We start from the raw sequence: 12207 nt of genomic DNA, 5'->3' as shown, positions 1-12207 counted from the left end.
AAAGCGAACAGATTCGGCGATTTTGCGTCAACGCTGAAATCTGGTATATTATTTACATTTGCCTGAAATAAAAGAAATGGAAGATTTTGTAATTGTAGTGAATCGTATTGAAGAATTGCAGTTGACCGAGGACCGCCAGGAACTGGAACTGATATTTGACAAAGCAAAACGTACCATCGTTGGTGGTATGAACGTAATACTGATGAGAGAAAACAGTAACGGCAAGCGGGAGAAATTCCAGACCATTTCAAACGAACATGATTTTGAGGAATACAGGAAACAGGTTTTCCGTTTTCTATGACATGATCGATAGTTTCAGGCAAACTATGATAAGCCACCAGCCGGTTCAAAATTTACTATTACCGATAGCCAAATGGACAGATCGAAAGTTTTCCCGGGTTTGTCCATTTGGATTTTCATTCAGACGTTACTCCAAATAAACGTCTGCGTAATAGCCCTCATTGAACCAGCCACTCCAATATTAAATCTTCAAAAATCAGTTTAAACGAAAAATAAAATCAATTCGTTGACGTTATCTTTAACGGAGAAACGGAGGGCTTCCGGGAAACTTTCTCTCCGGGAAATTTTATGAAAATTTTAAGAAAAGATTTTTATCCACAATGATCATTTTATGTTAAAACTTTGCTAAGTTCGCTTCTGTTAACCAATACATTTTTTGAATTAATCCTATACCTTGAGTTGTGATTGTTTGGCCCGAGATTCCATTTAATAATTTCAAGAAGCACGTTTCAAATGAAAAATTTATTTATCAGCAATAGCAGCTCCTAAAGGGGTGTTCCATATTGCGATTTTCAGCAGTCTTTTTGACACGGTTCAAATATATGCTCCATACACTGTCATAAACAATCAGTTTGTTGTGGCCTGTATATCTGTTGCCGGTTAACACTTAAAAAAAATCAATGAGAAAGCTGTTTATGGCAGTGTGCGCACTGTCCTTATCTCGTATTGCCCTTTAATACTTAATATAAATCTATGAGAAAGTTGTTTGTGCCAGTGTGCGCACTGTCCTTATCTCGTATTGCCCTTTAACACTTAATATAAATCTAATGAGAAAGCTGTTTCTGGCAGTGTGCGCACTGTCCCTCTCCCTTATTGCCTGTAAGAAAGATACTGCGCCAGTAAAACCCGTCACTACCGATAATGAGAAAAGGGTGGCGCTCAATATCCGGGCGAATGATTTTCTGCAGCAGGTAGAGCCGCTTCCTGGCTCGAGAACTGTCGGCATCGCAGGCGCATTACGCGACTCTGTATTGGCAGCAAAAGTGCAACACTTGTATTACATCTTATACGACGATGCCGGTAATCGTCTTAAATTCCTGCATCAGGATGCGAACGTGACGGAAAACTTCGGCAGCTTCTATGATACTGCTGCTCCCGGTTATTATAAGATGGTCTTGCTCGCTTCCCAGTCGCCACTCGATGTTAACGCCGACAGCCAGTTATCAGCCAGCTCTTTTGCGCTACCGGTGACAGGGTCGGGAGAAATTGAGAACATGCCTGATATCTTCTACTCAAAGAACAACGTGTGGGTGCCTGATGATTACGGAAATGATGCCATGATCCTCAACATGACGTTGGACCGGATAGTTGGTAATCTTCAGGTGAACATTCTCGACATGCCACAACCAGGAAGTGGTGACACCAGTGTCGCGATTAAAATTACGCCGGAAGCGTTCACGTTCTTTCTTGATCCGGGTACAACCTATGTCGGCGCTGCTGACATCTTTAATGCAAAATTAAACAGGGTCAACCTCAATGTTTTCTCAGCCTATGTGCTGAATACGGTGACACCTTTCACTGTTACTATCAACTATGTTGACCCTACTACAGGACAACCGCAAACAAAAGTGATCCATAATGTATCCTGTTACAAGAATCGCAGAACGATCCTCAGTGGTTATCTCTATGGTGGCAGTGCACCGGAAAATCCCGGTATAAAGCTCTTCCTGCTTGATGCCTGGGATAACAACGAAAACAAGGTTGAGTTCTAGTATATGCGAAGGAGTTAATGCGCCCCAACATGCTGTACAATCATGTAGTACTATCAGCTTATCCGGAGAAGATTTTTTATGACCTATAATCCCATTTTTCACCTCAAAAACACACATCTATGAGAAAATTGCTATTGGCAGTCGCCGTACTGTCCATCTCCCTGTTCGCCTGTAAAAAAGATACGGCGCCGACAAACCCAAATCCAAGTCCCCCTGCGACCAGCACCGAAACATTTCCTGTGAGCTTCAGCGTTAGCAGCTTCCTGCAGAAACAGGAGCAGTTGGCAACACCAGGCGGTAGAAAGACAGGCACAGGAAGTAACCTAAGGGACTCTGTACTGGCAGGAAAAGTATCGCACCTGTACTACCTGCTTTACAATGACTACGGTCAGTTCGTGAAGGTGATATTCCAGAATACGACAGATAATCCGGATGATTTCGGTACGCTTGAGGAAAATCTTCCGGCCAATCGCTACATTATCGCCCTGATTGCGTCCACTGGTCCGATACAGCTGCTGGATACCACTTCTTACTACAGCATGAGATTACGCCTGCCGGATGCTACTCTTCCTAACCTGAATGTTTCAGCACCCGATATATTTGTGGGCAGCAACACTTTTACTGTAACGGGTTATGGTGCTACACAGACAGTGCCGCTCTGGCCTACGCGTATTATGGGAAGACTGGAAGTGAACATCCTCGATGCTCCTGAAGCTAGCGGCCCTGGCGACAGCACCATACAGGTATATACATCACCTGCGTACCGTCAATACATCCAATACGGCAATTATGATGAGATCATTGCCGAACCGGGTATTGTCCTGCAGCGGAATGGTCGTACGAATTTCAGCTCTCAGGTACTGACGCCTTTCAGCGAAATCACTGTTACGATTGCATATCCTGACAAAACTACCGGAGAGCGCAAACTGAAGGAAATGCGTTTTGTGCCTTTTACCCGTGGCTACAGAACAGTAATGACCGGTAACGTATACAATCCGTTAGGCGGTGGTACCGGTTTCTCTATCGCCCTGGATACTACATGGTATGACTATGTTAATATTCCGTTCTAATCAGGTTTGACTATCACATAACATCCGGCAGGCATAGCTGCCGGGCACGATGCAAAACGCCGGAGAGAGTTCTCTCCGGCGCTTTTGTTTATTTAGAAGAAGGTATAGTCTACCTGGTATAACGATACCTGAAGAAATCACTATACCCGTACGTTACCTGACCTTCCCTTATTACCTGTGTACTATCCTTCCTTGTAATAGGATAATCATCCTGGTCATAAGTATACTGGTAATCTGTTACCGTAGAATTGTCGAAATCATTGTTAAGCCTATTTACCTTCTTCACCACATTGTTGGCGGATAAACCGAAGGTCGGATCGTAGTCTTTAGTAATGAAAAACTCCGGCTGTTTCGCACCAGGATTTACTTTGTCGTCATAGGTGAAGTCAGTGATGGAGGTATCCGTTAATGGCAGACCGGGAATATTAATTCCTAATGTTCTGACAATGTTTCCCTTGCTGTCCCAGACAAGAATACTCCTGAGATTGATCGAATGACTGTTGTTCAACTCATATCTTTCAGACAGCCGGCCATTGGCATCGTAAACAAGGCTATCGTAGTGAGAAATGTCAGTACTACCAGGCGTCAGGTAAAATTTCGTCTTCGCCAGTTTGCCGGCGCTGTTGTACTCAAAACGCTGCACCACTTTCATCTCACCATCTGGTTCGTCGACTACTTTTGTAAGTTTACCATCTTCGTAAATGAATGCTGTTGTTGATAGTGGCGTACCCTTCTCGTCCCATGCTTTAATTAACTTCATGTTGTTTGCACTATCATATGTTACCTCCAGGCTATCGTAGAGAGATATCTGGTGCAGCAGGTACTTGCCGGGCGTCTCAGTCTCAACACTATTGGGTTTGGCGTTGTTTTCATCCTTGCTGCAGGCAGCAAACAACATCACAAGTGCGGCTGCACTTAAGAACAGTCTTTTCATAGGTCTTTGTGTAAATTCGGATTTAAATTTTAAGAAAGAAAGATGTAATGGGTTGTCGTTATTTAAAAAGGTTAAACATTTTTATCTCGCGGACGCAAATATATGAATTACTTACATTATCTATTAAACTATATAGCTATTTATTAAAATAGTTTAGCGCATATGAACCACAATCATCTGCTTCCGTTTGCATCAATGACGTTAATGCCTCGCTACAAATTGAACGTTTAGCCATATTTTTTGAACGCTTACCTATATTTTGCTACCGGCGCCGGCATCTACCTTTGACAGCAGAAAACATCAACGGTATGAACAAAAGATATTTCCTGGCATTGGCAGACTACAATCTCTGGGCAAACAGTATTGCTATTGAGTGGCTACATCAGATCAGTGATGAGCAATGGGAACAAACTACCATCAGTAGCTTCAGCAGCATCAGGCAAACCGCCATTCATATTGCCAGCGCTGAAAAGATCTGGATTGACTTCTGGAACAATGTTCCCGATCCGGTTTTTCTATCCAGGGAGTTTAAGGGCACGAAAAATGATTTAACAGAGATCTGGAAAACGGCATCTGCCGGCTTGAAGGATTTCATCGAAAAGTATCCGGAAGAGGACTATCTGAAGCCGGTTATGTTTAAATGGCCGAGAGGCGGAGAAGGCAGAATGGAATTTGTGCAAACACTTTCTCATGTCATTAATCACTCCACCTACCATCGCGGACAACTGGTAAACATGTTACGACAGGTAGGGTTTACACAGCTTTCTTCAACCGATCAGGCTACCTACTATCGTGTGATCGCACAAAGGGAACAGGAGCACAATAGTTTGAAGATGTTGCAATAAAAGAAACGAAACTGTTGGAAAATTGAGCAGCCTCTTTTCGGGTGCCTGATGGATCGAGGTAGTCATTTTAGCGATCGGCAGTATGTTCTTTTATTCTGATACACCTCTCTTAAAACACCTCGTGACTCAATCAGGTAACCGGATTGACCTGAGCCCGTATTAAGTGTAAGATACTGGCTCGGGTTAATCCGGCTTATATGTCACCGCGAATATTTGAGCACCAGGTCTTTCATCCCATTTAACCATGGTTATGTCACATATTTAAAAGATAGTCCGCGAATCTCTCGACCTTGTTGCATAAAAAAGTCATGAGAAAACTATTGCTCTTCCTCCTGCTGTTTCCCCTTGTAACACCAGCACAGATACAGAAGAATCTTGTTTCTTTCGGACAACCCGACAGCATTTACTCTGATATCCTGAAAGAGAAAAGACAGCTTTGGATATACAGTCCCGGTGTCGACACTACTTACTTTGAGAAGCCCTCCTTCCCTGTGCTGTATGTATTGGACGGAGACGGTCATTTCGCCTCGCTCTACACGATGATGCAGCAGCTAAGCCATAATGGCAACACTGCAATGCCGCAAATGATCATCGTCGGCATTACCAACACCAATCGCATGCGCGACCTTACTCCTACTGCCGATCCCAAAATGCCGGGCTCCGGTGGAAGTGAACAGTTTACGTCTTTCCTGGAGAAAGAGTTGCTCCCCTACATCGACAGTAAGTACCCTACTGCTCCCTACAGGATCTTTTCGGGACACTCTCTCGGTGGATTAATGGTAGTTAATACACTCATACATCACCCCGGACTGTTTAATGCTTATATCGCCTCTGATCCGAGCATATTCTGGAATGACAGTCGTATACTCACATCTGTCGACAGTCTGCTGGAACATCAGGACTTCAAAAACAAACGATTCTACCTGGCTATTGCCCATACGATGAACCGCAATCTGGACACCTTTCAGGTCAGGAAAGACAATGCAATGGGTTCATTGCATACAAGTGCCATCCTGCAACTGGCTGAAAAACTGAGAAAGCATTCCGGTAATCATCTCAACTGGTCTTATAAGTACTATGACAACGATTACCATAATTCCATTCCATTCATTGCCCAGTATGATGGACTACGGTTTTTCTTCCGCGAGCATTGGTTCCCAACATATCTATACCCTGATAACTCCAACGCAGACTCGTTGCGAACACTGATCGTGGACTATTATAAAGCACTGAGCAAAGACATGGGATATGCAGTTCGCCCTTATGAATGGGAGTTCAACCAACTGGGATACTATCATCTTTCACAGAAGAACTACGCAAAATCGCGGCTATTCTTCGAGCTGAATATTGAGTACTTCCCGAAGAGTTATAACACCTATGACAGTATGGGCGATTACTATCTGCAAACAGGCGATTCCGCAAAAGCTGTCAGTTACTGGAAGCAATCGCTTGCAGTTAGATTCGAGCCGCGTGTACAGGAAAAGGTTCAGCATGTAGCCTCAGCTACTAGATAAATATGCCCTATAAAAAAGCAGTCTGCATACGTTATTACATAAAAAAACAGTAAATTAGGGTAGACCCGTTATCTAAATGCCATAGCCTGTATATGACCCGTAATCTAAACCCACATACTTCTCATAAATTCATCAATTTCCAATAAGGGATAGCTGAAAACCTTCAGAAAAGAGTAAGCATTTATTTCCTCCTAAATGACCGTTTATGAAAAAGAAAGCGAAGAAAAAACTGAACATCAGTAAAATGAAAATTGCAAGGCTGAGTGAAACTGCAGAAAAGAAAATGCAGGCAGCTACCATTCCGCCTAACACATTCTGGTGTACTACAACAGGGTTGTAATACCAATAATATACCGGTATCGGGTCGACAAGCCAGCACGTATTGATCATGCTGTATTATCGGCTACATGAATAACGGTAATAGTATTAAAAAATTGTGCTTAAGAAGGCTGCTCAATATTTGAGCAGCTTTTTTTATGCGCGTACCTGATCAATAGCTAAGCGACTATCAGCATCTTCGTTTAATGTTGACACATTCTCTCTTTTTATTCGCATACATGATGACGTTAGTCAGTTTTTTTTATTCCGGAGCTCGTTACAGACCGTTTATGTGTGTTTATTTTCACCTGTGTGATAACCTTCATGTATGTACTCAAAACGTAGTGCATTACCGGGTTTGATCAAACTGAATATTATAGCAACTATATACGAATTTTCATCGCAATTGCGCTGTAACAAACGGTTAACAACTGGCGTTTGTTTTTTTCCCTACTTTTCCGCTGCCAACCAAAACGTTATGTCCTCATTTACCACGGCAACCCCAACTGTTGCCTTTACCTATGCAGTAGTTTTTATAATGCTTTTAATAAGCATTACTGCTCATGCACAGTTAAAAGCGGACTTCACTCCCAGTAAGACGAGCGATTGTGAAAGTCTCGTCACTACATTCAATGATAATTCTACCGGCAACCCTGTCTCCTGGTATTGGAACCTGGGTAACGGTTTCACCTCTACGGAGAAAAGTCCTGGCGCTGCCTATACTTCTGCTGGTATCTTTACGGTAACCCTGACAGTGAAAGATGCTGCCGGCAATACCAGTACCGCGACAAAGACCGTTACCGTATGGGACAAACCCAAACCTGATTTTACTGCCAGCCCGACTAAAGGCTGTATCCCTCTTGACGTTACTTTCACGGATAAATCGGATCCGGTAGACGGCACTATTACAGCTTATCGCTGGGACTTTGGTGACGGTGCTGTCGATTCGGGAAAATCTGTTGTACATAAATACAATGATGCGGTCTCGCCGACCGTTACCCTTACCATCACTAATAGCAACGGTTGTACGGCATCCAGACAGATCAGCAATATCGTGGATGTGACTGGCTCTGTAGTGGCCAATTTCAATGTTTCCGGCCAATCGCAGTGCACCGCTCCCGCTGTGGTAACCGTTAAGAACACCTCCTCGGGGCCGGGTGACCTTACATATAAATGGGATTTTGGCGATGGCAGCACTGCGTCAGAAGCCAACCCCGGACCACATACATACACCGCTATAGGCGCTTACAAAATAAAGCTCACCGTTGCAAATGATAAGGGATGTAGTACTACGCGAACGGCGGATATCAGTGTCGGCAACTTCAAGGCGGATTTCCAGTTGCCTGATACCATCTGTGAGAGCATCACTACCGCCACGTTCAAGGCTGTGAATAATCCACAGCCTAAAGGCATTACCTGGAGCGTGAACAAAGGTACTATCACCGGCAACGGCATCAACGCTTCTTATTCCCCCAATGGCGCCGGTAAGGTAATGGTCACCATGACGGCAGACTATGGCTCGTGTAAGAAAGTTGTTACCAAAGAATTCGTGGTTAAGCCTGCTCCCAAGGCTAACTTTGTGGCCCATCAATTCGGCCTCTGTGAAGCGCTCACTACTGTAAAATTGACAAATACATCGCAGGGAGCTACCAGCTGGGAATGGAGCTTCGGCAACGGACAATCGTCCACCGAACAGCACCCCACCACTACCTATGAGCGTATGGACACCTTCAGCATAGCGCTTATAGCCAGCAATGCATCTGGTTGTTCCAGTACCGCAGTGCGTAAGGTGGCTATAGTAACCCCGGAAGTTCAGGCAATAGCAGATATGAATGAAGGCTGCCCGGGACTGACCACTACCTTTAGCAGCTCAATCAATACCAATGACGTAATTACCAGTTATGAATGGGATTTTGGCGATGGTAGTCCGAAATCGACAGCCGCCAAACCATCACATACATATAACAATGAAGGTACCTACCCCGTAACGCTGAACTACACTACCGCCACTGGTTGTAAGGGAACAGTAAAACTGCATCCTGTTCCGGCTATTGAAATACGCAGGAAACCTAAGCCTGATTTTTCATCGCCTGACGCGCCGCAGATCTGCGGCAACAACTGGGTACATTTCAACAGTACCACAGATGTAGGTAATGCCTGGGCATGGGATTTTGGCGACAGTACCATGGGGCATGGTCTGAACACAACGCATAGCTACAGGGACACCGGTACCTATACCGTGAAGCTGATCGTTTCAAACTTCGGCTGTAGTGAAACTGTTACCAAAACAGCATTTATCAGAGCAGTAGCCCCTCTCCCAAGGTTCAGTACGCAAACTGTTGACTGCGATAACCGTACTGAGATCAGCTTCGATGAACAATCGCCTGGACCAATTACCAGCTGGAAATGGAGCTGGGGAGATGGAAAGCAGGAGACATACACTACGAAAACAAGTCCGGTCAAACATAAGTATGGCAGAACAGGTGAGTACCTGGTAAAGCTGACCGTTACAGACGGCACCTGTACCAGTACTGACTCTATGAACCTCAAGGTATATGCACCGTCCCGCATTGCTATCACCGCAGATAAATGGACGTTGTGCACCAGTGACACGCTGAAGCCCCGTATAACTGTTATTGACAGATTTATATATGATGGGGAGTCAGACTATAGATGGTTCTCGTCAGACAGCACTCCTGTTCATTGGAATGACATTGACCACCGGAAAGCTTCTTTTACCAACCTGTTGCCTGGCAAGGATACTATACGCCTTATAGCATACAACCGGGAGGGATGTCCGGATAGCAGTAATAAGATCGTTGTGAATGTACACGGACCAGTGGCTAAATTCCTCTCGCCGGATAAGGCGAAATGCCAGGGCACTGAGCTTACGTTCATTGACCAGACAGACGTTTCCAAAGGAAAGCCTATCGAGAGCTGGTTGTGGGATTTTGGTGACGGTAACCCGCCAAAGTTGTTTACCGCGCCTCCATTCAAACACAAATACAACAAGTCGGGTTATCTGACGCCCAAGCTGACGGTTACAGACCAGGCCGGATGTAGTAGTACATACACCGGCGACTCTCTCCAGGTAAACGGTCCCAACGCGAGCTTCGTACCCAGCCTTAGAGTGATACCTCCGGGCGGTGGTGTGTGGTTGTTTAACTATACCACTCAAACCGGCGGCAGTAGTACTTACCTATGGGACCTGGGAGATAAAACTACCTCCACAGAGTACAGTCCGTATAAGGTCTATATGGACGAAGGCATCTATACTGTCACGTTAACGGCAACGGATAATAACGGCTGTAAAGACACCGCTCAAAGACAAGTTAAAGTTTCCAATGTCACTGCAAACTATATGTTCACCACGGAGTTTGTAACTAATAGTGGTTGTCCGCCGGTATTAGCCCGTTTCTACAATACATCCGTCAACCATACCAGTTCATACTGGGATTTTGGCGATGGCAGTTCTTCCACCCTCATGCATCCTGTACACACATATACCTATGCAGGAAAGTATATAGTAAAGCTGAGAGTGGTGGGCGAAGCCGGCGCTGTGGACGTGTATGAACAGGAAGTGGAAATTACAGGGCCTCAGGCTACCATTGTGACATCTTCCAATGGTGGTTGTCTTACGAAAGAGATCGAATTCAAAGTAACTGCAACTGCTGCCGTTTATTTTGCCTGGGACTTTACGGATGGTATTGTGGCGCAAACCACCGATTCAACTATTAAACACACTTTTAAAGCGCCGGGTATTTATAAACCGCGCCTCATCCTCTCAGACCAGGCAGGTTGTAAGGGCGCCGCCTTCCTGAAGGACCCAATCGTCATAGATAAACTGGATGTACAACTGAATAGTGCGCCGGCATTGGTGTGCGATGAGGGCTGGATTAGTTTCGCACCGAAGTTCAACAGCTACTCCATTGACGAACTGAAACAAGCGGCGACCTACAAATGGACATATGAGGCCGGACTGACAGCAGAAAAGAGTGCAAGTGCTACTCCCCGTTTCTACCTGGATAAAATAAAGGGATACGATTTCAGTCTCACCACTACTACGGCTTACGGCTGTACCCAGACAGTGAGCAAAACCGTGTATGTCCATCCTAAGCCGGAACCGGCAATCAGTGGTCCTCTGCAGGCGTGCCCTGATGCACCTGTAAGCCTGAGCGGAGCGGTGAGCAAAGTAAATGAAGTGAACTGGAAATGGAATTTGGGCAACGGCAACACAGCTGATGTACAGCAACCCGGGGACCAGGTGTACACGAAGACCGGACCTGTTCAGGTGTCGCTTGCAGTCACCAGCAGGGAAGGTTGCAGCGATACGGCATATCACAACATCAACGTACTGGCTAAGCCGGTGGTCAATGCATCATCCGCGGCTCCGTTTGTATGCCTTGGCAAGAGCACGACGCTCAAGGCCGACGGCGGCACGGCTTATGAATGGACACCGGCGCTTGGTCTGAGTAGTGCGCAGGTGCCTGAACCGGTGGCTACTCCCGATAGCAGCACTACCTATCTGGTGACTGTAACGGATGCCAACGGTTGTAAGAATACAGACGAAGTAAGCATCCGCGTAGCGCAACCATTCAGGATACAGGCTACGCCAGATACCATCTTGTGTCTCGGCGATGTCCTGCCTTTATGGGTATCGGGTACAGATCATTACGTATGGAAAGGTGAAGGCCTGAGTGCTACTGACAGTCAGTTCCCGACTGCCACCATCAAGGCGGAAGGTAAGTATACCTTTGAGGTAACCGGTTACGATGCTGACGGCTGCTTTACGCATGATACATCGCTGGTTGTACATGTACCTGCCTTACCTACCGTCAATGCTGGACCTGACCACACGGTGATGGCGGGTACACCCGTACCACTGAGTGCACAGGGCAGCGAGGATGTCGTGAAATGGAACTGGACTCCGCCGGAGTATCTGAGTTGCACCACCTGCTCGAATCCGGAGGCCATACCCAATCTGTCCACCAATTATATGGTGGAAGTAGAAAATGGTTATGGTTGCAAAGCCATAGATGCAGTGTTTATAAACGTGACCTGTAATAAAGGCGCTGTGTTCCTGCCCAATGCCTTTACGCCTAACAAAGATGGAAAGAATGAATGGTTCTACCCCATAGGCCGTGGTATAAAAGAGGTGAAATGGATGCGTGTTTATGACAGATGGGGCAATCTGGTATTTGGGAGAACGAGTTTCCAGATCAATACTCCTGCGGCAGGCTGGGATGGCATGGTGAAGAACCAGCCAGTGCCTATCGGCACGTACGTGTATGCGATGGAAGCGATGTGTGAGGAAGGTACCAGCTTCCTGTTCAGGGGTGTAGTGACGGTAATAAGGTAAATTCACACACTTAACATTACTATTCAGTGTTGGATGTATAGTGAATTTCATTCAGGTCTGCATCCGGGGTAGTGCGTACAGGTCATAATTGGATTAGTCAATACAACCAGTGCCATATCGATAAGTTGAATTCTCGGTAAGGAGAGGTGGCAATA

Annotated in this window: 8 protein-coding genes; 7 read left to right on the top strand and 1 reads right to left on the bottom strand. The window is 45.6% G+C overall.

Features of this window, described 5'->3' with window-relative positions:
* Nucleotides 1–76: 76 nt before the first annotated feature.
* From L3C95_RS30095 to L3C95_RS30085, 3 genes are all read left to right on the top strand, one after another.
* Entirely contained in the window at nt 77–301 is a 225-nt protein-coding gene (locus L3C95_RS30095; RefSeq protein WP_236393981.1) for a hypothetical protein, read from the top strand.
* 766 nt (nt 302–1067) lie between these two features.
* Nucleotides 1068–2012 (top strand): FimB/Mfa2 family fimbrial subunit, encoded by a 945-nt coding sequence (locus L3C95_RS30090; protein WP_236393980.1) that lies wholly within the window; start codon nt 1068–1070, stop codon nt 2010–2012.
* Nucleotides 2013–2131: 119 nt separating this feature from the next.
* Complete coding sequence (locus L3C95_RS30085) at nt 2132–3082, top strand: hypothetical protein (protein ID WP_236393979.1); 951 nt, start codon at nt 2132–2134, stop codon at nt 3080–3082.
* A 109-nt stretch (nt 3083–3191) separates the two neighbouring features.
* Here L3C95_RS30085 and L3C95_RS30080 read toward each other — a convergent pair whose 3' ends face one another.
* On the bottom strand, nt 3192–4016 hold the full coding sequence (locus L3C95_RS30080) for a hypothetical protein (protein WP_236393978.1): 825 nt from the start codon (nt 4014–4016) through the stop codon (nt 3192–3194).
* Between the two features lie 308 nt (nt 4017–4324).
* On the opposite strand from L3C95_RS30080, the gene L3C95_RS30075 reads away from it, so the two are divergent.
* From L3C95_RS30075 to L3C95_RS30065, 4 genes are all read left to right on the top strand, one after another.
* Complete coding sequence (locus L3C95_RS30075; RefSeq protein ID WP_236393977.1) at nt 4325–4861, top strand: DinB family protein; 537 nt, start codon at nt 4325–4327, stop codon at nt 4859–4861.
* A gap of 308 nt (nt 4862–5169) precedes the next feature.
* Nucleotides 5170–6375: an alpha/beta hydrolase-fold protein gene (locus L3C95_RS30070; protein ID WP_236393976.1), complete on the top strand. Its 1206-nt coding sequence runs from the start codon at nt 5170–5172 to the stop codon at nt 6373–6375.
* Between the two features lie 205 nt (nt 6376–6580).
* Nucleotides 6581–6715 carry a hypothetical protein gene (locus L3C95_RS35015; protein ID WP_262915990.1) on the top strand — a complete coding sequence of 45 codons (135 nt, stop codon included), beginning with the start codon at nt 6581–6583 and terminating at the stop codon, nt 6713–6715.
* A gap of 456 nt (nt 6716–7171) precedes the next feature.
* Nucleotides 7172–12052: a PKD domain-containing protein gene (locus L3C95_RS30065; protein WP_236393975.1), complete on the top strand. Its 4881-nt coding sequence runs from the start codon at nt 7172–7174 to the stop codon at nt 12050–12052.
* The last annotated feature ends 155 nt before the right edge of the window (nt 12053–12207 follow it).

Source organism: Chitinophaga filiformis, assembly GCF_021646545.1.
Classification (GTDB): Bacteria; Bacteroidota; Bacteroidia; order Chitinophagales; family Chitinophagaceae; genus Chitinophaga; species Chitinophaga filiformis_A.
This window is presented reverse-complemented; position numbering and strand designations above follow the sequence as displayed.